Source organism: Cryobacterium glaciale (assembly GCF_004402535.1).
Lineage (GTDB): Bacteria > Actinomycetota > Actinomycetes > Actinomycetales > Microbacteriaceae > Cryobacterium > Cryobacterium glaciale.
The window spans coordinates 81710-106003 of sequence record NZ_SOEY01000028.1 but is presented as its reverse complement, the minus strand read 5'-3'; the positions used below and the strand labels follow the sequence as shown (position 1 = coordinate 106003).

Annotated in this window: 18 protein-coding genes and 1 pseudogene; 9 read left to right on the top strand and 10 right to left on the bottom strand. The window is 67.6% G+C overall.

The window, feature by feature from the left end; all coding sequences use genetic code 11:
* Nucleotides 1-86 precede the first annotated feature (86 nt).
* Both E3O06_RS12610 and ppk2 read left to right on the top strand, forming a co-directional pair.
* Nucleotides 87-476 carry a sec-independent translocase gene (locus E3O06_RS12610; protein WP_134503726.1) on the top strand — a complete coding sequence of 130 codons (390 nt, stop codon included), beginning with the start codon at nt 87-89 and terminating at the stop codon, nt 474-476.
* Between the two features lie 23 nt (nt 477-499).
* Nucleotides 500-1324, top strand: coding sequence for a polyphosphate kinase 2 (ppk2, locus tag E3O06_RS12605; RefSeq protein ID WP_134503725.1), 825 nt, complete (start codon nt 500-502; stop codon nt 1322-1324).
* Between the two features lie 5 nt (nt 1325-1329).
* Here ppk2 and E3O06_RS12600 read toward each other — a convergent pair whose 3' ends face one another.
* From E3O06_RS12600 to E3O06_RS12590, 3 genes are read right to left on the bottom strand one after another with little or no spacing between them, the layout of a single operon-like run.
* Nucleotides 1330-2481 (bottom strand): Mrp/NBP35 family ATP-binding protein, encoded by a 1152-nt coding sequence (locus E3O06_RS12600; protein WP_134503724.1) that lies wholly within the window; start codon nt 2479-2481, stop codon nt 1330-1332.
* An 11-nt stretch (nt 2482-2492) separates the two neighbouring features.
* The gene (locus E3O06_RS12595; RefSeq protein ID WP_134503723.1) at nt 2493-3074 is read right to left on the bottom strand and encodes a DUF1003 domain-containing protein; all 582 of its coding nucleotides are present in this window, start codon (nt 3072-3074) and stop codon (nt 2493-2495) included.
* Nucleotides 3061-4392, bottom strand: coding sequence for a magnesium transporter MgtE N-terminal domain-containing protein (locus E3O06_RS12590; RefSeq protein WP_134503722.1), 1332 nt, complete (start codon nt 4390-4392; stop codon nt 3061-3063). The genes E3O06_RS12595 and E3O06_RS12590 overlap by 14 nt, the downstream gene beginning before the upstream one ends.
* A 95-nt stretch (nt 4393-4487) precedes the next feature.
* Here E3O06_RS12590 and E3O06_RS12585 point away from each other — a divergent pair, with 95 nt between their 5' ends.
* Complete coding sequence (locus E3O06_RS12585; RefSeq protein WP_134503721.1) at nt 4488-5015, top strand: YflT domain-containing protein; 528 nt, start codon at nt 4488-4490, stop codon at nt 5013-5015.
* A gap of 9 nt (nt 5016-5024) precedes the next feature.
* Here E3O06_RS12585 and E3O06_RS12580 read toward each other — a convergent pair whose 3' ends face one another.
* Together E3O06_RS12580 and E3O06_RS12575 are read right to left on the bottom strand one after the other, a co-directional pair.
* Nucleotides 5025-6569, bottom strand: a complete 1545-nt coding sequence (locus E3O06_RS12580) for an aminopeptidase P family protein (protein WP_134503720.1) — start codon at nt 6567-6569, stop codon at nt 5025-5027.
* A 98-nt stretch (nt 6570-6667) separates the two neighbouring features.
* Nucleotides 6668-7714, bottom strand: a complete 1047-nt coding sequence (locus E3O06_RS12575; RefSeq protein ID WP_134503719.1) for an endonuclease/exonuclease/phosphatase family protein — start codon at nt 7712-7714, stop codon at nt 6668-6670.
* An 89-nt stretch (nt 7715-7803) separates the two neighbouring features.
* Here E3O06_RS12575 and E3O06_RS12570 point away from each other — a divergent pair, with 89 nt between their 5' ends.
* Nucleotides 7804-8673, top strand: coding sequence for a PHP domain-containing protein (locus E3O06_RS12570; RefSeq protein WP_134503718.1), 870 nt, complete (start codon nt 7804-7806; stop codon nt 8671-8673).
* Between the two features lie 15 nt (nt 8674-8688).
* Here E3O06_RS12570 and E3O06_RS12565 read toward each other — a convergent pair whose 3' ends face one another.
* Entirely contained in the window at nt 8689-10278 is a 1590-nt protein-coding gene (locus E3O06_RS12565; protein ID WP_134503717.1) for a DEAD/DEAH box helicase, read from the bottom strand.
* 229 nt (nt 10279-10507) lie between these two features.
* On the opposite strand from E3O06_RS12565, the gene E3O06_RS12560 reads away from it, so the two are divergent.
* On the top strand, nt 10508-11152 hold the full coding sequence (locus E3O06_RS12560) for a ferritin-like fold-containing protein (RefSeq protein ID WP_134503716.1): 645 nt from the start codon (nt 10508-10510) through the stop codon (nt 11150-11152).
* Between the two features lie 22 nt (nt 11153-11174).
* Here the strand turns inward: E3O06_RS12560 and E3O06_RS12555 are convergent, their stop codons facing one another.
* Nucleotides 11175-11483 carry a hypothetical protein gene (locus E3O06_RS12555; protein ID WP_134503715.1) on the bottom strand — a complete coding sequence of 103 codons (309 nt, stop codon included), beginning with the start codon at nt 11481-11483 and terminating at the stop codon, nt 11175-11177.
* Nucleotides 11484-11488: 5 nt separating this feature from the next.
* On the bottom strand, nt 11489-11713 hold the full coding sequence (locus tag E3O06_RS12550) for a DUF3107 domain-containing protein (protein ID WP_092108379.1): 225 nt from the start codon (nt 11711-11713) through the stop codon (nt 11489-11491).
* A gap of 95 nt (nt 11714-11808) precedes the next feature.
* Here E3O06_RS12550 and E3O06_RS12545 point away from each other — a divergent pair, with 95 nt between their 5' ends.
* Both E3O06_RS12545 and E3O06_RS12540 read left to right on the top strand, forming a co-directional pair.
* Nucleotides 11809-15030 carry an ATP-dependent helicase gene (locus E3O06_RS12545; protein WP_241980144.1) on the top strand — a complete coding sequence of 1074 codons (3222 nt, stop codon included), beginning with the start codon at nt 11809-11811 and terminating at the stop codon, nt 15028-15030.
* Nucleotides 15027-18320 (top strand): annotated as a pseudogene (locus E3O06_RS12540) (UvrD-helicase domain-containing protein); the annotation flags it as partial. The gene E3O06_RS12545 and the pseudogene E3O06_RS12540, both read left to right, overlap by 4 nt.
* A gap of 11 nt (nt 18321-18331) precedes the next feature.
* Here E3O06_RS12540 and E3O06_RS18070 read toward each other — a convergent pair.
* Nucleotides 18332-19504: a phosphotransferase gene (locus tag E3O06_RS18070; protein WP_134503712.1), complete on the bottom strand. Its 1173-nt coding sequence runs from the start codon at nt 19502-19504 to the stop codon at nt 18332-18334.
* 84 nt (nt 19505-19588) lie between these two features.
* Between E3O06_RS18070 and nudC the strand changes: the two genes are divergently transcribed.
* Both nudC and E3O06_RS12525 read left to right on the top strand, forming a co-directional pair.
* On the top strand, nt 19589-20572 hold the full coding sequence (nudC, locus tag E3O06_RS12530) for an NAD(+) diphosphatase (protein ID WP_134503711.1): 984 nt from the start codon (nt 19589-19591) through the stop codon (nt 20570-20572).
* Nucleotides 20569-22296: an ATP-dependent helicase gene (locus E3O06_RS12525; protein ID WP_241980142.1), complete on the top strand. Its 1728-nt coding sequence runs from the start codon at nt 20569-20571 to the stop codon at nt 22294-22296. The genes nudC and E3O06_RS12525 overlap by 4 nt, the downstream gene beginning before the upstream one ends.
* Before the next feature lie 872 nt (nt 22297-23168).
* On the opposite strand, the gene adhP is transcribed toward E3O06_RS12525, so the two are convergent.
* Nucleotides 23169-24179: an alcohol dehydrogenase AdhP gene (adhP, locus tag E3O06_RS12520; protein WP_134503949.1), complete on the bottom strand. Its 1011-nt coding sequence runs from the start codon at nt 24177-24179 to the stop codon at nt 23169-23171.
* Nucleotides 24180-24294: the final 115 nt, after the last annotated feature.

Sequence of the window (24294 nt, the reverse complement as noted above, 5' to 3'; positions counted from 1 at the left end):
AATAACTCCAGTAGATGATTAGGTCAAGACTAGGGCCGGGGCGCGTGTGGTCTGTGGATGCCTCGCCGGGCAGTTATTCTAAGGACATGTTTGGGCTGACATTCGAGAAGATTCTTCTGATCGGGATCATCGCTGTCTTCTTGCTCGGCCCCGACAAACTACCGCACTACGCCGCCCAACTCGCTCGCCTCGTGCGCCAGTTGCGCGACATGGCCAACGGTGCCAAGGATCGCATGCGTGACGAAATGGGCCCGGAGTTCGACGATCTCGACTGGAAAAAGCTGGACCCGCGCCAGTATGACCCGCGCCGCATCATCCGGGAAGCCCTCGCCGACGAAGACCCGCTCAAGGAACAGTCCGCGACTCTTTCTCGCGCCGAACCCAACCCCGACGGCGCCTACCTGAAACGCAAGCGTGCCCGGGAGGCGGCCCTGGCCGCGCTCGAGCCGGCCCCATTCGATTCTGAGGCCACCTAAAGCCCGTTCGCAAAGGAGATTCGATGTCGAAAAGCCCCCCGACGGTTGTGCGCGTCAAGAAGAAGGTCTACGAAGCCGAACTGGCCCGTCTGCAGGCCGAACTGGTCACGATGCAGCAGTGGGTAAAGGTATCCGGTGCCCGCGTCGTGGTGATCTTCGAGGGCCGCGATGCCGCGGGCAAGGGCTCGGCGATCAAACGCATCACCGAATACCTCAACCCACGCGTCGCCCGCATCGTGGCCCTCCCGATGCCGACCGAACGCCAGCGCGGCCAGTGGTACTTTCAGCGCTATATCGAGCAGCTGCCGTCGACCGGTGAGATCGTGCTGATGGACCGCTCCTGGTACAACCGGGCCGGCGTCGAACGCGTCATGGGCTACTGCACCAGCGATGAATACCGCCGGTTCCTGCATCAGGCACCCATTTTCGAACGTATGCTCGTCGAAGACGGAATCCTGCTGGTGAAGTACTGGTTCTCGGTGTCCGACCAGGAGCAGGAACGCCGTTTTCGGTCGCGTCTGAACGACCCGATGCGGCGCTGGAAGCTCTCCGAAACCGACGTGCTGTCGATCACCAAATGGGTTGACTATTCCAAGGCGAAAGACGAAATGTTCGTGCACACCGACATCGTTGAAGCACCCTGGTGGGTGGCGGAGAGCGAGGACAAGCGGGCCAGCCGGTTGAACGTGATCAACCATCTGCTCTCGCTCGTGCCCTACGAGAAGACCGACCCGCCCAAGGTGCACATTCCGCCGCGTCCGCCGGCCTCCGACTACGAGCGGCCGCCGCGCGAGGACAGCCACCAGGTTCCCGACCACGCCGCAACGTTGGCCAAGCCGAAGGAGTAAGGGCGCTAGCGAGGCGTGAGCCCGAGGCTGAGTCCGGCCAAGCCCCGGGCGCGCGTCTTCATGCTGCGGGCGAGCGCCAGGATGGCACGGGCAGCCGGGTCGTCGGGCGCGCCGAGCACGACCGGCAGCCCGGCATCGCCGCCGCTCCGCAGCGCCAGGCTCAGCGGAACCTGAGCGAGCACCGGCACCGCCGTGGTCTGGCCCACGGAGAGACGCCGCGCGACCTCCGCGCCGCCGCCGGAGCCGAACAGTTCGAGCATGCTGCCGTCGGGCTGCACCAGCGCCGACATGTTCTCGATCACACCGAACACGCTTTGCCCGGTCTGCCGAGCCACGATTCCGCTGCGCTCGGCCACATCGGCCGCCGCCGCCTGTGGGGTGGTCACGACGATGACCTCGGCGTGCGGCAGCAACTGGCCGACCGTGATGGCGACGTCGCCGGTGCCCGGCGGCAGGTCGAGCAGCAGCACGTCGAGGTCGCCGAAATAGACGTCGGTGAGGAACTGCTTGATGGTGCGGTGCAGCATCGGACCGCGCCAGGCGACGGCGGCCGACGCATCGTCAATGAACATGCCGATCGAGATGACCTTCACGTTGTGCGCGATCGGCGGCAGGATCATGTCGCCAACCTGCGTCGGTTTGACCGCGAGCCCGTCGTGCACGAGGCCGAGCAGGCCGGGAATGCTGAAGCCGTGCACGTCGGCGTCGACGATCCCCACCCGTAGGCCCTCTGCGGCCAGGGCCACGGCCAGATTCGCGGTGACGGTGGACTTGCCGACGCCGCCCTTGCCGCTCGTGATCGCGTAGACCCGGGTGAGCGACTCCGGCCCGAACTGCACGCTGCGTTCCAGCTGGCCGCCGCGCAGCTTCTCGGTCAGCGCGGTGCGCTGTTCCCTCGTCATGACGGCGACCTCGACGCTCGCGAGGCCCGCCCCCGACACCGATTCGGCGGCGGCGAGAACGTCGCTCTCAATCCGCGCAGCGGCCGGACAACCGGCGATGGTCAAGCGGATGCGGACGGTCACCAACCCCTCGTCGCTCACTGTCACCCCCGACACCATGTCGAGCTCGGTGATGGGCTTGCGAATCTCCGGGTCGGTCACGCCGGCCAGAGCGGTCAAAACGCGCGAGCGGATGCTGTCGGGCGTTGAAGTCATTGCGGCAGAATTCATGCGGTGGGGCGGCTTTCCGTGTTGCTGGTGTTGTCGTGGTCGGAACGCTCGTCCAGATGACTGCGCTCGTCCAGGTGACTGCGCTCGTCCAGGTGCTCAAGCAACGCACGCAGTTCTGCGCGAATGAAATCCTTCGAGGCCATGTCCTTGATCGCGATGCGCAGGGCCACCACCTCCCGGGCGAGGTACTCGGTGTCGGCGAGGGTACGTTCGGCTCGCTGCCGGTCCTGCTCGAACTGCACCCGGTCGCGGTCGTCCTGCCGGTTCTGCGCGAGCAGGATCATCGGTGCGGCATAGGATGCCTGCATCGAGAGCACGAGCGTCAGCGCGATGAATCCGAGCGCGACGGAGTCGAACCGCCAGGCCACCGGGGCCAGGGTGTTCCAGGAGATCCAGGCGACGGCGAACAGGGTGAGCCCGAGCAGGAACCACGGCGTGCCCATGCCGCGGGCGATGGCCTCGGTGAAGCGGCCGAACCGGTCTCGGCTGTGGCCGCTTCGACCCAGGCCCACGATATTGCCGCTTCTCAGGCCCTTCGGCGCATCCAGGCGCAGGTCGGCGCGGTTATTGCGGGCCACGAGTCGTCCTTTGCGCTCCGGGCAGCGGAATGCTGCCGGTTCTCAGCTCGCTGCGCGCGGCGGCACGGCGCCGCACATCATCGTTGCCGTCGTGGCTGCGCCAGTCGTCGGGCAGCAGGTAGTCGAGCACGTCATCAATGGTCACCACCCCGACCAGTCGGTAGTTCTCGTCGACGACGGGCACCGAGACGAGGTCGTAGCTTGCGAGGATGCGGCTGACTTCGGCGGCCGAGGTATCGGCGGTCACCGGGTCCAGCCCGGCATCGAGCAGCGTGCCGAGGCGTTCGTGGGGCGGGTAGCGCAGCATCCGCTGAAAATGCACCATGCCCAGAAAACGGCCAGTGGGGGCTTCGTAGGGCGGCAGGGTCACGCAGATGGCCGCGCCGAGTGCCGGTGCCAGGTCGTGACGACGGATGCGCGCGAGCCCCTCAGCGACGGTGGCGTCGGCCGAGACGATGATCGGCTCGGTCGTCATGAGTCCGCCGGCGGTGTCGGGGGCGTAGGAGAGCAGAAAACGTACGTCCTCGGCCTCTTCGGGCTCCATCAGGTCGAGCAGCTGCTCGCCGCGTTCCTCCGGTAGCTGCGCGATGAGGTCGGCCGCGTCATCGGGCTGCATCTGGTCGAGCACGTCGGCGGCGCGGGCGTCACCGAGGCTGGTCAGAATGCCGACCTGGTCGCTTTCGGGCATCTCCTCGAGCACGTCGGCGAGACGATCGTCGGGCAGCTCACCGGCCACCTCGAACATGCGCTCGCGGGGCAGGTCGAGCAGGGTGTTGGCGAGGTCGGCCGGCTTCAAGTCGGAATAGGTCGCGATGAGGTGTTCGGCGGACTGTGCCTGGCCCTTGGTCGCCTTCTCGTGTACCTCGGCCCAGGTGGTGAAGGTCGTCACGCCCTTGACGAAGGGTGAGGGACTGGTCTTGGGTCGGCGCACGAACAGCTGGCTGATCGCCCAGTCGGCCTCGGTGCCTTCCTTGATCGCGACGTCCTCGATCGTGGCCTCGCCCGATCCGTCGTTGAAGACCACCTTGCGGCCGAGCAGCTCGGCGATGACGCGCACTTCGCCGCCGCGCTGTTCGTAGCGGCGCACGTTGATCAGGCCGGTCGTGATGATCTGGCCGCTGCCGATGCTGGTGACCCGGTTGATCGACACGAACACGCGTCGTTTGCCTGGGATCTCCACGATCAGGCCGACGACGCTGGGCGGGTCGTTTTTTCGATAGACCACGAGAACATCGCGCACCTTGCCCACGCGGTCGCCCGCGGGGTCGAAAACGGTGCACCCGGCCAGTCGGGCAACAAAAACTCTGGTGGCATTCACAATATAAATGTAGGCCACTGGCCTGAAATTGGTGGCCCGCCACGAACGCTTCGTCATTTCGCCGCATGGTCAGGTCGGCGTGGAAGAATGGCGCCATGAGCAACCAGAGCCTTTTCTCCCGACGCCGCCCGGTGCTGCCCCCCGTGTTGCCGCGCGGGGAGGTGCTCGCCACCTACAACACCTACGCCGACGCGCAGGGCGCTGTGGACACCCTCGCGAAGGCCGATTTTCCGGTGAAACAGCTCTCGATCGTGGGCAGCGACCTGAAGAGTGTCGAGCGGGTGACCGGCAAGCTCACCTACGGCCGGGTCGCGCTCGCGGGGGCAGCATCCGGTGCGTGGCTCGGAATCTTCTTCGGGATCCTGTTCTTTTTGTTCTCACCGACCGGGTCGAGCCTGCCGTTCGTGTTGGCCGCCCTGATTATGGGGGCCGGGTTCGGCATGTTGCTCGGCATCGCGAGCTACGCCATCAACCGGCGCCGGCGTGACTTCACCTCGACGATGCAGGTCATCGCGACGAGCTACGAGGTCATCGTCGACTCCGAACTGGTCAACCGAGCTCGCAACCTGCTCGGTGGCCAACGCGACTCCGAACCTCCGGTGTCTCCCACCACCTCTGAATAGCGGAAGGGGTTAGCGCTGTGCTGCCGCGATCCACGCCTCGACCTCGGTGGCGGTGCGGGGGATTGCGGCTGAGAGGTTCTCAGCACCCGTCGCGGTCACCAAAATGTCGTCCTCGATGCGCACGCCGATGCCGCGATATTTGACCGGCACGGTGAGGTCGTCGGGCTGAAAGTACAGGCCAGGCTCGATCGTGAAGACCATTCCAGGTTCGAGCACTCCGTCCATATACATGTCCCGGCGTGCTTGGGCGCAGTCGTGCACGTCGATACCGAGGTGATGGCTGGTGCCGTGCACCATGTAGCGGCGGTGCTGGCCGTTCTCCGGTTGCAGGGCCTCCTCGGCCGTGACCGGGAGCATGCCCCACTCCGCGGTGCGCCGGGCAATGACGGCCATCGCGGCGGCGTGCACGTCGCGGAACACCGCGCCGGGTCGCACGACGGCCAGGGCGGCATCCGCGGCTTCGCGCACCGTTTCGTAAACCAGGCGCTGCACCTCGCTGTAGACGCCGTTGACCGGCAGAGTTCGGGTGATGTCGGCGGTGTAGTAGCTGTCCAGCTCGACGCCGGCATCGATGAGGATGAGGTCACCGGGAGCGACGACGCCGTCGTTGCGGGTCCAGTGCAGGATGCAGGCGTGCGGGCCGGAGGCGGCGATGGTGTCGTAGCCGACCGTGTTGCCGTCGCTGCGGGCGCGGGTGTTGAAGACGCCCTCGACCAGGCGTTCGCCGCGGGCGTGCAGGCTCGACCGGGGCAGGTCGGCGATGACGTCGTCGAATCCGCGGGCCGTGGCTGCAACGGCGAGGCGCATCTGCGCGATCTCCCAGGTGTCCTTCACGAGCCGCAGTTCGGAGAGGTCGCGGGCCAGCGCCGCGTCGGGTTCGTGCGCGGCGTTGATCTCGATGCTGAAGGCGGAGTCGGTGGCGCGGTTGTCGAGTACTCGTTCGGCGGCGAAGCGCAGGCGGGCCTCGTCGACCCGCTCGGTGAAGGTCGGGTCCGCCTCCCGCAGCACGAGGGTTCCACTATCGACGGCGTGCAGCACGGCAGCGAGGTCGGCGATGCCGCGCACCTCGAGGGCAAGGTCGCTCGCCACCTGGCCGACCGATGGGCGCGGACCGATCCAGAACTCGCCAATGTCGGGATTGGCGTAGAACTCGTCGGAGTCGCGGCCGGCCCGTTCCCGAAAGTACAGGGTCGCCTCGTGGCCACCGGCAGCAGCTGGTTCGAGTACGAGGACTGCGCCGGGCTCACTGTCGCTGCCCCAGCCGGTGAGGTGCGCGAAGGCGGAGTGGGCGCGAAAGGCGTAGTCGGTGTCGTTGGAGCGTTGCTTCAACCGGCCGGCCGGAATGATCAGACGTTGGCCCGGGTATTGCGCGGAGATGCGGGCGCGGCGCGCGGCGGCGAACGGCGCCTGCTCGCGGGCCGGCGGCAGCACGTCGGTACGCTCGGCCCAGCCGCTCGCGATGAACGATTTAAAGCCGGTGGATCCCGGAGTGGTCGAACGGTTCTCGTTCGAGCGCGCGGCGGGGATAAGTGCGGGAGCAGTGGTATCAGCCATTTTCCCATTCTCGCACCGCACTCTGGGCAGCGGCCGATCACAGGGTGCAGATGCTGGGACGAGCGGATGCCCCGGCTTCCGGGTGCGCCTTTCAGAAGTCAGGAAGCCGGCATCAGAGTCGCCACGATCGATCGGTGGTCGCTGCCGGCGTCATCGAGGGACTCGATCACCTGCAGCGCGGTCACTGACCAGTTCGTGGTCGCCATCACGTGGTCGATCGGGCTGCCGAAGAGCGCGGGAATGCTCGTGGGCCAGCTGCCGACGGAGGCCGCACCGGCCGACAGGGCGGAATCGGCGCAGTTGCCCAGAACAGTGTCGGCGTTCCCGCCGGCCCGGCCCGCCATGTGGTCCAGGGTCGAGTTGAAGTCGCCGGCCATGATCACGTTCTCGCCCTGGCACTGGGTGGCGAGCCAATCGAGGTCGCTACGCCAGTTCGACATTTCATACTGGATCGGGGCGACCGCGTGCACGGCCACGATGGTCGGGCCGGTGCCGTCCGCCGGTTCGGCCACGACGGTCGGCAGCACGTTGGTGTTGCCGGGAGGGCCGGAGCCGGCCGCATTGGTCACAACGTAGTCGCCGAGGTCGGGGCTGATCAGGAGGGTTGTGGAACGGGCCTTGGAGACCAGGTCGAACGCGAGCGTGTGCACCCACATGGGGCGGCCGGCGTCGCGCATCGCTTCGGCGATCAGGATGCCCGTCTCTTCCGTGGTCTCCGGCAGGGTGACGACGTCGGCGTTCTGGGCCACCGCGAGATCGGCGATGACCGCAGCCCCAGGAGCATCGCCGAGCGTGTTCCAGCTGAGTACCGTCACGGAACCGGCATCCGTTTCGCTGCTGGGCTCGGTGACCTGTGCGGTGCTCGCGGTGACGCCGCGGGAGGCGAGAATGCCGACGTTGGCGACAGCGAACAGAACGAGCAGCACCATGGCCATGCCGAGGGTTCGGCGCAGCGGGCGAATGAAGCGCAGCAGCCCGAGCAGAATGAGCCCGGCGCCCGCGCCGATCACGGCGATGGCGCGGAACGAGACGAGGTGGGCGACGACCCAGGTGTTGTGCAGGCCGAACGCCTGCGGCCAGGTCAGGACCAGCAGGAGAACGGCGGCGCCGATGAGGATCAGGGCGCGAAGGAGTCGGGGGAACATTGTTGTGAACCCTAGATCAGTATTCTGGGGAATCCCCAGCGCCGCGAGCAGCACGGACCGGGGTGCAGGCGGCCAACTAGCATGGGGTCATGGCAGTCGCGCGGCAATTTCAGGGTCCGATCGACCTGCACGCCCACTCGAGCGTGTCGGACGGTACCGAGACCCCGGCCGAGCTCGTTCGGGCGGCCTCCGCTGCCGGCCTCGGCACCATCTCCCTGACCGATCACGATTCGACGGCCGGCTGGGCCGAGGCATCCACTGCCGCGCGCGACGAGCACCTCACACTTATTCCCGGGATGGAATTCAGTACCCGGGTGCAGTACGCCAGTGTGCACCTTTTGGCATATCTCTTCGACCCGGCCGACTCGGCGCTGCTCGCTGAGATGACACGGGTGCGGGCCGCCCGCCTCAGCCGGGCGGAGCAAATGGTCGCCCGCATCGGAATGGACTACGACCTGAGCTGGGACGACGTGCTCGCCCAGACGACCCCCGATGCGACCGTGGGCCGGCCGCACATCGCCGATGCCCTCGTCGCACGGGGACACGCCCTGAATCGCAGTGCCGCGTTTGCCGATATTCTGCACTGGAAGGCCGGCTACTTTCAGCCGCACTACGCGCCCGACCCGCTCCGTGCGATTGAACTCGTGCGAGCCGCCGGGGGAGTGCCGGTCATCGCCCACCCCGCCACGCGCGGTATCGGCGACGTCGTCTCGGAATCGCGGCTGACGACCATGGCCGAGGCCGGACTCTTCGGGCTCGAGCTGGGGCACCGCGAGAACAAGCCCGAACCCACCGCGCGTCTCTACGAACTCGCCGCCAAGCTCGGGCTGCTCGTGACCGGGTCGAGCGACTACCACGGCACCGGTAAACCCAACCGGCTCGGCGAGAACACGACTGCCCCCGAAGTGCTCGAGCGCATCATTGCCGAGGGCCGCGGCTCGGCTCCCGTCTACGGCTGATGGTTTGACCAGGGACTAGATGGCGCTGCCGGTCTGCGGCGACCGACGACGGGTGCGGCTGCGACGCAGGGGAGCATTGTTGCCGTCGTGGTGCTCGGCTCCGCCGCCATCGTGGGTGCCGGCTGCGGGGGTCGCGGCCGGGGCATCAGGGTTGGTGCTGGAGCCGACGCGGGTACGCGACCGCGTGGGTCGGCTGGCTTCGTCGGCACCGGTGGCCACCGGGATCGTCGCTGCGCGGTCGGCGTTGCGCGTGGAGTCGCCACGGCCGGAACCGCGTCCACCCTCGGGGCGACCCGAGCGGGCCGTGCCGGACCGCCCCGAGTCGGAACGGCTTCCCGCACCCGCCGAGCGGGCCCCGCCGGAACGGCCGGTGCGAGCATCGCCGGCGCGCCCGTCAGGGGCACTGACATCCTTGACCGGGGTGGCGCGCAGGCGACCCTTAGAGCCGGCCGGAATGTTCAGGTCGGTGTACAGGTGCGGCGACGAGGAATAGGTTTCCATCGGTTCCGGCTGGCCGAACTCGAGGGCCCTGTTGATGAGCGACCACTTGTGCAGGTCGTCCCAGTCGACGAAGGTCACGGCGATACCGGTCTTGCCGGCGCGGCCGGTGCGACCGACGCGGTGCAGGTAGGCCTTCTCATCTTCGGGAATGGTGTGGTTGATCACGTGGGTGACGTCTTCGACGTCGATGCCGCGAGCGGCGACATCCGTTGCGATCAGGATTTCCTTCTTGCCGCTCTTGAAGCTGGCCATGGCGCGTTCGCGCTGTTCCTGGTTCAGGTCGCCGTGCACGGCGGTGGCGTTGAAACCGCGGTCGCCGAGTTCCTCGACGAGCTTCGCGGCGGCGCGCTTGGTGCGGGTGAAGATGATGGTCTTGCCGCGACCTTCAGCCATGAGGATGCGGCCGATGACCTCGTCCTTGTCCATGTTGTGGGCGCGGTAGACGAGGTGCTCGATGTTGGCCTGCATGAGGCCTTCGTCGGGGTCGGTCGCACGAATGTGGATCGGGCGGTTCATGAAACGGCGGGCCAGGGCCACGATCGGTCCGGGCATCGTCGCCGAGAACAGCATGGTGTGGCGGGTCGACGGGGTCTGCGCGAAGAGCTTCTCGATGTCGGAGAGAAAACCGAGGTCGAGCATCTTGTCGGCCTCGTCGAGCACCATTTCGCGCACGTTGGCGAGGGTCAGCAGACGCTGGCTGGCAAGGTCGAGCAGGCGGCCGGGGGTTCCGACGACGATCTGCGCGCCGGCCTTGAGCTGTTCGATCTGCCCCTCGTAAGCCTTGCCGCCGTAGATCGAGACGATCTTGGTCTTGCGGCCGGCCGCAGCGAGCTCGAGGTCTTCGGAGACCTGCACGCATAGTTCGCGGGTCGGAACGACGATGAGCGCCTGCACGCCGGGCTCTGGATCGAGACCGAGGCGCTGGATGACCGGAAGGCCGAAGCCGAAAGTCTTGCCGGTGCCGGTCTTGGCCTGACCGATGATGTCCTGGCCGGCGAGGGCGAGGGGGATGGTCTGGGTCTGGATGGGGAACGGTTCGAGGATGCCCTTGGCGGCAAGGGAGTCGACCATGTCCTGATCGATATTGAGTTCGGAGAAAGTCACGAATGTATGCCTGTCATTAACTGGAAGCGAGGTGCGCCCGTTTTTGCGTCTCGGGCAGCGGTCGCCGATCCTTGTCGGCGACGTAATTCCACCTTACTGCCCAGTCTGGACCGCGGCCACAGGCGCGCTGTCCTAAGCTAAGCCCGTGGTCTCTCGCGTAGGTTGGCGCCCGCAGCGCAACGAAGCTCCGCGGCCATCCGCCCGCGGAGGGAATCAGCCAACCGAAAAAGTGGACATCAGTTCGCTCGCACCGGACGTGCAGCATTTTCTCGGCCAGGCCGCGTACTGCGAACTGGGTGAGTTCGAAGCCCTGGCTCGCGCCGTGGCGACCTCGCCGAACCTGGCCGTCAAGGAAGGCCTCAGCGCCGCTGCGGGTCGAGCCCTCAGCAAGCATCACGGCCTGATCACCGAGATTCGTCGTCGCGGTCACGAACCGGCTACGGAGATGGCCCCGTTCGTTGCAAACCTCGACGAGTTTCGCCGCAAGACCAGCGGCGCCGACTGGCACGAACTGCTCCTGAGCTGCTACCTCGCCAGCGGCTTGCTCGAAGATTTCTTCATCCGCCTCTCCGACGGCCTTCCGCGCGATATCGGGCCGAGAGTCGCACAGTTGCTCGGCGAGGATTCCGGCACCGACGTACTCGTGCACGAACTGCAGACCGCGATCGAAAATGATCTCGCGCTCGGCTCCCGCCTGGCCATGTGGGGTCGCCGACTCGTCGGCGATACCCTGCTCGTTGCCCGGTCGGCGATGCCCGCAGCCGACCCCGAGGTTGGCCCTGGAACTGCGACTGAGGCGCGCATCGAACCGGTCTTCACCGAGCTCATCGCCGCGCACACCCGCCGCATGGACGGCCTCGGCCTCACGGCCTAGCTGCCCGCCAAGCCCTGCCCCGCTACGCTGTACCGGGCGAGCCGGTTGTGGCGAGGCGCTGCAGCATCCGCTGGTCGGCGTGAATGCGTCGTCGGCTGATGAAAAGATTCAGCACAACGGATGCCGCGGCAGCCGTCCCGAGGGACACCCACCAGATCCACCCGCCGGCCCAATTCCAGCCGAGCCAGGTCAATGCGACCCACACCAGGGATGCCGTGACCGTTCCGATCGCCGGAACCAGCACCGAACCCTGCGTGGACCGACCGGGCAGCAAATAGCGCGCGGCGAGGCCGATGACCGCGCCGAACAGCGCGACGAACAGAAGTTCCATGTGCTTTAGGCGACGAAGCCGACGCGGCGCGATTCTTCGCTGCCGAGTTCGACGTAGGCGAGGCCCACGGTCGGAACGATGTAGACGCGACCCTTGCTGTCGCTGAGCTTCAGGTAGCCGGTCTGGCCGGAGAGTGCCGCTGCAACGGTCTCCTCGATCTCGGTCGCTGGCTGCGAAGTCTCAAAACCGATTTCCCGGGGAGAGTTGAAAATACCAATGCGAATATCCACAGAATTGCCTTTCGTAGCCGTGCGATCAGAGTACGACAGAACGCGCCGCGGCCCTGACAGAGTTCACTGTCGGCGCAACCCGATACCGTTGAATTGTGATCAACCGCCATCCCGATGCCGCCCAGCAGGCCGTTCTCGACCTCCCCGACGGGGTGAGTGTTGCGGTGATCGGCGCGCCGGGCTCCGGCAAGACGACAACGCTCGTCGAACTCGTGGCCGACCGGGTGCTGAACCGGGGGTATGCGCCGAGCGAGGTGCTCGTGCTGGTGCCGACCCGCGCCGGCGCGACCGCCCTGCGCGACCGCATCGCGCTGCGCCTCGGGGTGCCGACGAACGGGCCTCTCGCTCGCAGCGCGAACTCGGTGGCCTTTCAAATCGTGCGTTCCGCTGTTGCGCGGGCCGGCGGGCCGATGCCGACGCTGCTCACCGGTGGCGAGCAAGACCAGATCATCGCCGAACTGTTGCAGGGTCACCTCGACGACGGGACCGGTCCGGTGTGGCCGGCCACCCTCGGGCCCGACGTGCGCCGCCTGCGGGGTTTTCGCACCGAACTGCGCGACCTCATGATGCGCGCCGTGGAATACGGGGTGACCCCGGGTCAGCTCGAGCGTTTCGCACTGGGCCGACCCGAGTGGGTCGCGGCCGCCGCATTCATTCGCGGCTACGAAGACGCCAAAGACCAGGCCAGACCCGGCCAGTACGACTCCACCGAGCTGGCCCGCTATGCCGCCGCCATTGTGGCGGGCGCTCCGACCGGACCGGCCGGAACCGCGCAGCTCGGCACGCTCGCCGGGCTGCGCCTCATCATTCTCGACGACGCGCAAGAGGTCACCCAGGCGACGCTGACCCTGCTGGCCCAGTTCCAGGCGCGCGGGGTGGCGATCATCGCCGTCGGCGACCCCGACATCAGCACCGGGTCGTTCCACGGAGCCCACCCAGATGCCCTCGGTCGCCTCGGCTCGTACCTGGCGGTGGAGTTCGGTGCCGACCTGGCCGCGCCGATCGTGCTGCAGACGGTCTACCGGCACGGGGCGGGCATCCGCTCGGTCATTGCGCAGATCACGAGCCGGATCGGCGCTGCCGCAGCGGGAACCCAGCGCGCGGCGGCCAGCATCGAAATTGAAACCCCGGCTGTTCCGCCCGACCCGTCGGTGCACACCGTCGTCGCCAGCAGTCCAGCCGATCAACTCGCGGTGATCGCCCGGCTGCTGCGCGAACGTCACGTGATCAACGGTACGCCGTGGTCGCGCATGGCCGTGATCGTGCGCACCGGATCGCTCGTGCCGTCGATCTCGAAGGGGCTCGCCGCCCTCGAGGTGCCGACCCAGGTGTCGACCGCGAGCACCGCGCTGCGTGACCAATACGCGGTGAAGGCCTTCATTCTCGCTCTCGAGGTGACGCTCGGTCGCAAACCGCTGGGTCCTGAGGAGGCGATCGACCTGCTGCGTGGTCCGCTCGGCGGACTCGAACCGATCACGCTGCGCCGGTTGCGCGCCGCGCTGCGTCAACAGGAGCTGAGCCAGAGCGAGCTCAGCCAACAGGAGCTGGGCGGCACCACCACCCCGCGCGCGCCCCACGACGCACGCAGTGCCGACGACCTGCTCGTCGCCGCACTTCAGAACCCCGAACTGCTCGCCGCCATCGACAACCGCACCGCCCGCCGTGCGGCCGCTTGCGGCGCGAGCCTGTGCCAGGCGAAAGTCGAATACGAAGCCGGTGCCACCATCGAAGAGCTGCTCTGGGGCCTGTGGCAGCGCAGCGGTCTCGACCGGGAGTGGAAAGACCAGTCCACCGGCACCGGAATCGTCGCCGACGAAGCCAACCACAACCTCGACGCCGTCGTTGCCCTGTTCTCGGCCGCGCAACGCTACGTCGAACGCACCCCGTCGGCCCCGCCGGTGTTGTTCCTGGAACACCTCGTCGACACCGATGTGCCCGAAGACACCCTCGCGCCGCGAGCTCTCGGCGCGGCCGTGACCGTCTCGACCCCGAGCGGCACCATCGGGCGCGATTTCGACGTCGTCGTGGTCGCCGGTGTGCAGGCCAACGTCTGGCCCGACCTGCGCATCCGTGGCTCCCTGCTCGGCGCGGGCGACCTCGCCCAGCTCGCCTCCGGTCAGGGCGCTCCCGGTCACGCTGTCGCCGGCACCGACGCCCGCACCGCGGTGCTGCACGACGAATTGCGCATGTTCGCCCAGGCTGCCAGCCGCGCCACCACCGAACTGCTCGTCACGGCCGTCAGCAATGAAGAGAACGAACCGTCTGCGTTCCTGCGGTTGCTGCCGCAGCCAGAGCCGGAGCGCGACATCGACGACTTCGCGCGCTACCCCCTGTCCCTGCGTGGCCTGGCCGGTCGGCTGCGGCGCGACCTGACCCGCGCCATGCGCTCGCCGGCCCGCACCGATTCCGAGACCAGCTCCCGGGCAGCGGATGCCGCCGCCACGCTGGCCCGCCTGGCCCGCGACAGCGTGCCGGGCGCCGCGCCCGACGAATGGTACGGGCTGGCCGATCCGAGCACCGTGCGCCCGCTCAACGACCCGGAGGCCGGCGACCAGCCGGTGCGCGTGTCGCCGTCGCGCATGGCCGCGTTCGAGACGTGCCCGCTGCACTGGCTGATCGGCCAGGTCGGGGGCGGCAGCTCGAACACCGCCGCGAACCTCGGCACGATCATCCACAAGGTCATGGAAGACACGACCGACCGCCGGCCGGAAGCACTCTGGCAGGGGGTGGAGGCCCGCTGGAGCGAACTCGACTTCGACGCCGACTGGCAGTCGCGTGTACAGAAAGTCGCCGCACGGGCGCTCACCGATCGGCTCGCTTCCTACCTGCTTGACTTCGAGCACGGCGGCGGTGAGTTGCTGAGCGCCGAAGGCCGGTTTGAACTCGAGGTGAGCGGTGCCGTGCTCTCGGGCACGATCGACCGGGTGGAGCGCCAATTCGACGGGCGGGCCGTTATCGTCGACCTGAAAACAGGCAAGGGCGACGCGATCAGCGACAGCGGCGTCGCCGAGCATCCGCAACTCGGCGCCTACCAGCTGGCCTTCCAGGAGGGTGTCATCGACGGCGTTTCCGGGGACATGGCCCTGGCCGGTGCCCGCCTCGTCATTGTCTCCTCCGGCACGGTCAAACAGAACTACCGCAATCCCACCCAGCCTGCGTTCACCCCCGAACAGCTCGATGCCTTTCGTGCCAGGGTCGGTGTGGACGCCGCCGGAATGGGCGGAGCAACCTTCATCGCCGAGATCACCTCGCACTGCCTCGACCCGCGCAGCCACGGGTCCTGCCGCATCCACGTCATCAAGCAGGTCAGCTCATGAGTTCTGTCTCCACCGCCACCCGGGTTTCGGCCCTCGACATTGCCGCAAAGCTCGAACTGCCTCCGCCCACAATCGAACAACAGGCGGTGATCGAGGCGCCGCTCACGCCGACACTCGTTGTCGCCGGTGCCGGCAGCGGCAAGACCGAGACCATGGCCAACCGGGTGCTCTGGCTGCTCGCCAACGGTCATGCCCGACCCGACCAGATTCTCGGACTCACCTTCACCCGCAAGGCCGCCGGCGAACTGAGCGACCGCATCAACCGGCGCATCACCGACCTCGACGCGGCCGGCCTCATGCCGCCCGCGGCCGCCTCCGACGCCAACCCCGGCGACGATGACACCGCCGGCTCCGACCTGTTCAACACCCCGAGCGTCTCCACCTACAACTCCTTCGCCAGCCGGCTGTTCACCGACAATGCCCTGCTGCTGGGTCGGGAACCGGAATCGGTGCTCCTGAGCGAAACGAGCGCGTGGCTGCTCGCCCGGCGCGTCGTCATCGACCACGGCGACGGTCGGCTGGTATCGTTCGGCAAAAGCGTCGACCTCGTCACCGATGCCGTGCTGCAGCTCAGCCGCGCCCTCGCCGAGAACCCGCCGTCCTGGCTGGGCGGCGCGCCGGGTTCCCCTCACGACCTCAGGGCACTGGCCGACAGCTTCGCCTACCTGCCCGACCTGCCCTACGGAAACCCGCGCAAGAAGAAGCCATACGACTCGGTGCTGGATTCCGTCGCAGCCGTCGCGCCGCTGCCGGTGCTCGCCGAGCTCGCCGCCCGGTACAGCAGCGAAAAACGCCGGCTCGGCCTGATCGAATTCTCCGACCAGGTGGCGCTGGCGCTGCAGGTGTGCCAGAAGGTCGATGCGGTGGTCGGCCGCTACCGCGACCAGTACCGGGTCGTGCTCCTCGACGAGTACCAGGACACCTCGGTGTTGCAGACCGAGCTGCTGCACACCCTGTTCCGAGACCACCCGGTCATGGCCGTCGGTGATCCCCACCAGTCCATTTACGGATGGCGCGGCGCCAGCTCCGCAAACCTGCTCGGCTTCGCCAGTGATTTTAACAGCGGTGACTTCAACAGCGGTGACTTCAACAGCGGTGACTTCAGCCCCGCAGCCGCAGCCCCGAACATGTCATTGTCGTTCACCTGGCGGAACCCCGCGAGCGTGCTCGACGCCGCGAACGCCCTCGTCGCCCCCCTGAGCGCTGCCCTGCGCGCCAAACCGGGTGGAATCCAGGTCGAGACCCTCAAGGTTCCGGCACAAACCCGGCCTGGCGCGGTCGACGCGTTCATGGCGCAGACCATTGCAGAGGAGGCCGGCGCGGTCGCCGCCTGGTTCGCTGCCCGGCTGGGCGGCGAGCACAGTCAAGCCGAACGCAGTGGCGCCATGTTGTTTCGCGCCCGCCGCGAGATGGACTACTTCGCTGAGGTGCTGCGAGCGCACGGCGTGCGCGCCCACGTGCTCGGGCTCGGCGGGTTGCTGTCGACACCGGAAGTCGCCGATGTCGTGAGCGTGCTGCGGGTGGTGCACGATCCCGCCGCCGGCAGCGAACTGGTGCGCCTGCTCAGCGGAGCCCGCTATCGCGTCGGCCCGCGTGACCTGCAGGCGCTCGCCGACGTGGCTCGCTGGCTGGCCGGGCACGACTGGGCGCAGAAGGCCATCTCGGCCGACCTGAGGGGCAAGCTGCGGGCATCCGTCGCCGGCGATGAGGGCAGCTCCCTTGTCGACGCGCTCGATTTTCTCGGAACGGCGCCCGATTCCCACGGCCAGTTCGCCGGGTTTAGCGAGCTGGGTCGTGCCCGGGTGCAGTCGGCCGGCCGACAGCTGGCCTGGCTGCGTTCTCGGGCCGGCCTGCCGCTGCTGGACTTCGTGCGCCTGATCGAGCAAGAATTTCGGCTCGACATCGAACTGATCGCGAACGAGGCCAACGATCTCGGCCTCGCCAACCTGTATTCCTTCCACGACACGGTCGCTGCCTTCCTCGACAGCGACGAGCAGGGCACCCTGGCCAGCTTCCTGCGCTGGCTCAAGCGGGCAGAGCTGCAGGACGACCTCGGCCCGCGCGCCGAATTGTCCGAGCAAGGAACGGTGCAGCTGCTCACCATTCACGGAGCCAAGGGCCTCGAATGGGATTTCGTCGCCATTCCCAACCTCGGGGAGAAGAGCCTGCCCGCGGCCTCCCGCGATACGGCTGGCTGGCTGCGTTTCGGCGAACTGCCGTACGACTTTCGTGGCGACCGCTCCGAGCTGCCCGAGCTTGAGATCATCGGGCACGATACCCAACTCGACTACGACCTGGCCTTCCAGGCCTACAAGGCCGAATTGGCGACGCGGCACGATGACGAAGAGCGTCGTCTCATCTACGTGGCCACCACCCGCGCCAAGCAGGAACTGCTGCTGACCGGCTCGTTCTGGGGCCCCGGATCAACCGTGCGAAAGCCCAGCCGCTACCTCACAGAACTCTCCGAGGCCGGACTCATCGCCGCCGTGCCCGACACGAGCGCCGAAGCCGACAAACCCGAGACCGCCGACGACGGCACCGAACTGTGGCCGTTCGACCCGCTCGGCACGCGCCGCGGGCTCGTGGAGGCCGCTGCGACCCGGGTACGCACCAGCGAGGCGGATGCCCCCACCCGCTGGTCCCATGCAGTTACCCTGCTGCTCGAGGAGCGGGCTCTGCGCCTGGCCGGCGGCGGGGTGGCCCCCGTTCCCACCCGCATTCCGGCCTCCCGGTTCAAGGACTACGTCGACGATCCGGCTGGCGTCGCCGCGGAACTGCGACGCCCCATGCCGCAGCGCCCCTATCGGGCCACCCGGCTGGGAACCCTGTTCCACTCTTGGGTGGAGCGCCGGGCCGGTGGTGCCACCGGAACCGACAGCATCGATGCCGGACTGAACGAACTGGACTTCGGTGATGACGACGGATCTGGCGGCGGGACCGGCACGCTGAGTGACCTCGCCGTGCCGGAGCAGGAACAGTTCGCGCTGCTCCAGGCCACCTTCGAGCGTTCAGAGTGGGCCGAACGCCGACCGGTCGACGTCGAGATTGAGATTCACCACGTGCTCGGGGGCCAGGTTTTCGTCTGCAAGATCGACGCGGTCTACCGCACCGAAACCGGGTACCAGATGGTCGACTGGAAGACCGGGCGGGCACCCAAAAGTGCCGCCGACCTCGAACTCAAGCAGACCCAGCTTGCGCTCTATCGGCTGGCCTACGCCCGCTTCAAGGGGATCGATCCGAGCATTGTCGACGCCGTGTTCTACTTCGTCGCCGACGACACCATCATCGCCCCCGAGCGGCTCTACTCGGAGGCTGACCTGCTCGCTGCCTGGTCCGGAGCGATGACCCCGGTGCCTGAAACGTCGGTGCCTGAAACGTCGGTGCCTGAAACGTCCGACTCGGAGTCATCATCAGGCTCTATGGTGAGCCCGGAGAAGTTGTAGCTGTCGGTGTGCATGGCCGCGTGCTGGTCGTAATCTCGAGCTGCGCGCGGCATGTGGTCGAGCATGTTCTCCACGTCGCCGACGGTCATGATCGGTCCGGTTTCGGGGGAAAGAGGCTGCTGGGTGTGGCTGTGCACCGTGTCGACGAGGCCATCGAGCATGGCGACGGCGTCATCGACGATGGTCTGGTCGTGGCTGCTGACGCCGTGCAACAACCAGCGGGCCAGTTCCAGCTCGGCGTAGAGCATGGCGCGCTGGGTGATGTGGGTATCGCTGCCCTGGCGGGCGGTGGAGTAGGCGTCGAGGGCGAGTTCGGCGGCGTCGCCGCGCGCGGCGAGTAGCCAGTGCAGGTCGCGGGCCGGGTCGCCGACGGCGAGGCCAGACCAGCCGAGAATTCCCGAGACGGCATCGTCGGTGATGAGGATGGAATCGGCCGACATCGACCCGTGCACCACGGCCGGTGCGAACTGCCAGAGTGCCTCGTCGTCGGTGGCCTGCTCCCAGCGGCGCAGCAGCGCGGCGGGCAGGTAGCCGGTGTTGGCGGCCCGGTCGATCAGATCGATCGCGTCCTTGCGGCACTGTTCGGCGCTCTGTTGGGACAGCCCCGCGGTGCCGATGAAGGCGCTCGGCAGCGAGTGGATCGCGGCGATGGCCCGCCCGATCGACCCGGAGACGCCCTCGTGCCCGGTGAGGGCATCCGCATCGAAGCTGTCACCGGCGAGCAGCTCGTAAACGACAGCGCGTGTGCCCTGGATCGGTGTTTGGCCGACATATTCCGGCACGTCGAACGGCAGCCGGCTGCGATTGCCGGTGGTGAGCGCGCGCAACGCCACGAGGTCGGCGGACTGCTCGGTTTCGGCCGACTGGCTCGTGGGAACGCGAATGATCAGCGCCCGCCCGGCTTTGTCGATGACGAGCGCCGAGTCAAACAATCCGTGCGCGCCGGCACTGTGCTTACGGGCGTAGGCCACGTCGAGCCCCGGAACAGCGGAGGTGGCTAACGCGGCTAGAGTGAGTTGAGTTCTGGCCATGCCTACTAGGTTAGATCGACTTCCGGCCTGGTGGTTATTCGCCACGCCTCCACAGCACGTTCTCGCAGAGCTCGGAGATAACCCATGTCGTTCACTTTCACGACGCGGTTGCCGCTGTCTCGCCACGCGGTCGACCGCGACCACCTCAGCCGCGGCCTTCCCGGACTGTTGGACCAGCTCTGGGCGGATGCCGCCACCCGTGTGCTGCCGGTCTGGCACGGCAAAATACTGCTCGCGCCGCTCGATCCCGGCACAGGGCCGCGCCTGGCCCTTCTGCCGCCGTCGAGCCTGCAGATGAGCCCACAAAACGTCGGCCTGCGCGTCTACCTCGGCCGGTCGCTGCCCACGAACCTGCCCGAAGCATTCGGCACCCGTATCGTGGCTGTACAGCTCGATGACGCCGCCGCTGCCCGCCTCGAACCCGACGAAGACCGCTGGGTGGGCCTGCGAACGGTCGCGACCGTGCTCGGCGACCGTGACGCCGGACTGGTCACGGAGGCCCTCGGCGTGCTCAACTGGCATGCCTCGCACGCGCACTGCCCGCGCTGCGGAGCCGCCACTGCGGTCGAAGAGGGCGGCTGGGTGCGCCGCTGCCCGATCGACAACAGTCAGGTGTTCCCGCGCACCGATCCCGCCGTGATCGTGCTCATCACCGACGCCGACGACCGTATCCTGCTCGGCTCGAACGCCATGTGGGAGAACAACCGCTACTCGCTGCTTGCCGGCTTCGTCGAACCGGGGGAGGCCCTGGAGACGGCCGTGATCCGCGAAATGTTCGAGGAATCCGGCCTCCGGGTCACCGATCCGGTCTACGTCGGTTCCCAGCCGTGGCCGTTCCCGGCCTCGGTCATGTGCGGCTTCACCGCCCGGCTCGCCGACGACCAGCAGGCCCGTGACCTGCTACCCGATGGCGCGGAGATCCTGGCGTTGCGCTGGTTCAGCCGGCAGGAACTGCAGGACGCCGGCGAGTGGATGCTGCTGCCCGGCCCGTCTTCCATCGCGCACGCCATGATCGAACGCTGGCTCGGCGCCCCGCTGCCGGCCGCACCCGAACTGATCCGGCCGTGACGGTGCCCGTCACGGTCACCACCGATTCGCTACTGAACGGCCTCGATGAACAACAGCGCATAGCCGCTGAAGCACTCATCGGCCCGGTGTGCATGCTCGCCGGCGCCGGAACCGGCAAGACCCGCGCCATCACCCACCGCATCGCGCTCGGTGTGCTGTCCGGCGCGTACGCCCCCAACCGGGTCATGGCGCTCACCTTCACGAGCCGCTCGGCCGCGGAACTGCGCGGTCGCCTGCGCCAGCTCGGCGCCGGGGGAGTGGCCGCCCGCACCTTTCACGCCGCCGCCCTGTCGCAGCTGAACTACTTCTGGCCGCACGTCGTCGGCGGGCAGGCACCCCGCATCCTCGACGGCAAGGGCCGCATTCTCGGCCACGCCGCCGAGGCCCTCCACCTCAAAATCGACACGGCCACCCTGCGCGACCTCGCCGCGGAGGTGGAATGGCGCAAGACCAGCGGACTCACCATCGAGCAGTACGCCGCCGGCATCTCCCGCCGCAGCCTGCCCGGCCGGCTCGACATCGACCAGGTCGTCGCCCTGCAACAGACCTACGAAAAGCTCAAAGACGAACGCAAGCAGATCGACTTCGAAGACGTACTGCTCGCCATGGCCGGCATGATCGAAGCCGAACCCTCGGTGGCGCTGCAGGTGCGCGAGCAGTACCGCTTCTTCGTCGTCGACGAATACCAGGACGTCTCGCCGCTGCAGCACGACCTGCTCGCGCTCTGGCTCGGTGATCGCCGTGACCTCTGCGTCGTCGGCGACGCCAGCCAGACCATCTACTCCTTCGCCGGTGCCCGCAGCGACTACCTGCTCGACTTTCCCAAGCACTACGAAGACGCGACGGTCGTGCGACTCGAGCAGAACTACCGGTCCACCGCGCCGATCGTGGCCACCGCCAACCAGCTCATGCGTGGTCGTTCCGGCGCCCTGACCCTGCACGCCGCGCAGTCCGACACCGGTGCAGACCCGACCGTGCGCGGGTACGCCTCCGACATGGCCGAGGCCCGCGGCGTCGCCGAGCAGATTCTGCAGCTCATCGACACCGGCACCAAACCCGAAGACGTGGCCGTTTTGTTCCGGGTCAACGTACAGGCGGCGCTGCTCGAGACGGCGTTGACCGAGGTGGGGGTGAGCTACCAGATTCGCGGGGCCAAACGGTTCTTCGACCTGCCCGAGGTGAAGCAGGCGGTGATGAGCCTGCGCGCGGCATCCGTTTCAATCATCGGCGAACCGCTGTTCAAATCGGTGAGCGATGTGCTGCGTTCCCTCGGCTGGAGCCAGACCGCGCCGGAGACGCGCGGCGCGGTGCAGGCCAGGTGGGAATCGCTCAATGCCCTGATGGGCCTGGTCGACCAGGCCGCCCCGGGAACCACCTTTCGACAGTTCACCGACGAGCTGATGGAACGGCAGGCCGGCCAGCACGAACCGACGGTGTCGGCGGTGACGCTCGCCACCATGCACTCGGCCAAGGGTCTGGAATGGGACGTCGTGTTCGTGGTCGGCCTGAGTGAGGGCCTCGTGCCGATCAGCTACGCGAGCACGTTCGAGCAGATCGACGAGGAACGCCGGCTGCTCTACGTCGGCATCACTCGGGCCCGAAAACGACTCGCGCTGAGCTGGTCGTCGTCGGGCGTGCAGGCTCGTGCAGCGCGGGAACGGTCCCGCTTTCTCCAAGAGCTTGGCAGCCGCACCGCTCGTGGAGGCGGTGCGCAGACCAGGTGACCGTGGCGGTCACGGCGTTCAGGCGCAGCGACCGGGCGAACACCGTGGACCGGCCCGTCTCCAGTCGATCCTGCACGAGCCCGGCCACGCGGGCGGCGACTTCAAAGCTCAGCCTGGCCGTTTCACTCGGGGCTTGCCGCGGGGCGAGCTGGCAGGCCATGGCCGGCCAGGCCGGATCGTCATCGACGTGTGCGAGTTCGAGGCAGGTCAGGCAGGGCCCGAAGCCCGGTTCGACGAGCGGCCCGACCCGCACGGCGCTGTCACTGAACACCACCGGAAGGTGCGGAATGTCCCGGCGTAACCAGTGCCCGTGACGCTCTGGGGAGAAGACGTACTGGCCGATCAGCACGGCGAGCTCAGGGTCCTGGCCCGGCGGCGGCTCCTCGATGCCGAGATTGGCGAGCAGGGTGCGCACTCGAAGCGCCGTCGGTCCGACGCCGTCCACGAGCACGGTGCGCGGCAGCGGGGTGACCGGTGGTTCCGCATCGTCGGCCACGTAGAGCAGTGCCGGTTCGAGCAGCTCGAGCAGGTGCGTCACCTCGGCAGCGGATGCCCCGGCGAGTGTTCCGAGCAGCATCGCGCCTGATCGGTGCACCCCCACGGCGAGGGCTGAGAGCACGGCTTCGTGGGCGACCGTCAACTCTCCGATGGTCACGATGGCCTCGTCGACGCCGAGTTGCACGCAATGCGGTGTGCGCCACACCAGCGGGTATCGAGGATTCAGTCGAAGGGCCATGCCGACATGATGACGCACTTGTCGCGGGCATAGCCGGTTCTCCACAGGCAAGTTGGGGCGAAGGATAGGTGCGGGCGCGCTCACACCGAATATTGGGATTCAGCGTTCACGCGGCCCGCACCTCGGCGAGTGGCCGCTAGTAGCGGATGACCACGCGACCGTCGATCTTGCCGTGCTTCATTTCGTCGAGAACCTCGTTGACCTCGTCGATGCGGCGTTCGGAGACCGTGGGGTGAATCTGGCCGCGGGCGTAGAACTGCAGGGCTTCTTCCATGTCCTGGCGGGTGCCCACGATAGAGCCGCGAATGGTGAGGCCCTTGAGCACGATGTCGAAGATCGGGGCGGGGAAATCTCCCGGCGGCAGGCCGTTGAAGACGATGGTTCCGCCGCGCCGGGTCATGCCGATTGCCTGACCGAAGGCGGCCGGGTGGACCGCGGTTACGAGCACGCCGTGCACACCATTGGTGGCTTTCTGAATGGCGGCGACGGGATCTTCATCGCGCGCGTTGATTACGAGTTCGGCGCCGTGCGTACGGGCGAGGGCGAGCTTGTCGTCGGCGATATCGACGGCCGCAACGCGCAGGCCCATCGCCTTGGCATACTGCACGGCGATATGGCCGAGGCCGCCGATGCCGGAGATGACCACCCACTGACCGGGGCGCGCCTCGGTCATCTTGAGGCCTTTGTACACGGTGACACCGGCGCACAGTACCGGGGCGATCTCGACCGGGTCGGCGCCATGGGGAATGCGCACGGCGAAGCGGGAATCGACGAGCATGTACTGCCCGAACGAACCGTCAACGCTGTAGCCGCCGTTCTGCTGCGATTCGCACAGGGTTTCCCAGCCGGTGCGGCAGTACTGGCAGCTGCCGCAGGCGCTCCAGAGCCAGGCGTTGCCGACGAGGTCGCCGATGGCGAGGTCATCGACGCCCGCGCCGAGGGCGACGATGTGACCGACGCCTTCGTGGCCGGGAATGAACGGCGGGCTCGGCTTGACCGGCCAGTCGCCCTCCACAGCGTGCAGGTCGGTGTGGCAGACGCCGCTGCTGATCAGTTTCACCAGGGCCTGGCCGGGGCCCGGCGTGGGTACGGCAACCTCATCAATGGTGAGGCTCTGGCCGAACTCGTGCACGACAGCCGCGTGCATGGTCGTCGGTACCCGGGTGGACGTGCTCGTGGTGCTCTCGGTTATTGTCATTGCCAAACTCCTTCGTTTGGGACATTTCGTCCGTTGAACGACGGTAGATCAGCAAAGGTTGCGG

Excerpts from the sequence above, each read along its gene's own strand:
- E3O06_RS12600 (WP_134503724.1), bottom strand. The coding sequence starts at position 2,481 with ATGACTTCAACGCCCGACAGCATCCGCTCGCGCGTTTTGACCGCTCTG.
- E3O06_RS18070 (WP_134503712.1), bottom strand. The coding sequence starts at position 19,504 with ATGGCCAGAACTCAACTCACTCTAGCCGCGTTAGCCACCTCCGCTGTT.
- E3O06_RS12575 (WP_134503719.1), bottom strand. The coding sequence starts at position 7,714 with ATGTTCCCCCGACTCCTTCGCGCCCTGATCCTCATCGGCGCCGCCGTT.
- ppk2 (WP_134503725.1), top strand. The coding sequence starts at position 500 with ATGTCGAAAAGCCCCCCGACGGTTGTGCGCGTCAAGAAGAAGGTCTAC.
- E3O06_RS12580 (WP_134503720.1), bottom strand. The coding sequence starts at position 6,569 with ATGGCTGATACCACTGCTCCCGCACTTATCCCCGCCGCGCGCTCGAAC.
- E3O06_RS12610 (WP_134503726.1), top strand. The coding sequence starts at position 87 with ATGTTTGGGCTGACATTCGAGAAGATTCTTCTGATCGGGATCATCGCT.
- E3O06_RS12555 (WP_134503715.1), bottom strand. The coding sequence starts at position 11,483 with ATGGAACTTCTGTTCGTCGCGCTGTTCGGCGCGGTCATCGGCCTCGCC.
- E3O06_RS12585 (WP_134503721.1), top strand. The coding sequence starts at position 4,488 with ATGAGCAACCAGAGCCTTTTCTCCCGACGCCGCCCGGTGCTGCCCCCC.
- nudC (WP_134503711.1), top strand. The coding sequence starts at position 19,589 with ATGTCGTTCACTTTCACGACGCGGTTGCCGCTGTCTCGCCACGCGGTC.
- adhP (WP_134503949.1), bottom strand. The coding sequence starts at position 24,179 with ATGCACGCGGCTGTCGTGCACGAGTTCGGCCAGAGCCTCACCATTGAT.
- E3O06_RS12570 (WP_134503718.1), top strand. The coding sequence starts at position 7,804 with ATGGCAGTCGCGCGGCAATTTCAGGGTCCGATCGACCTGCACGCCCAC.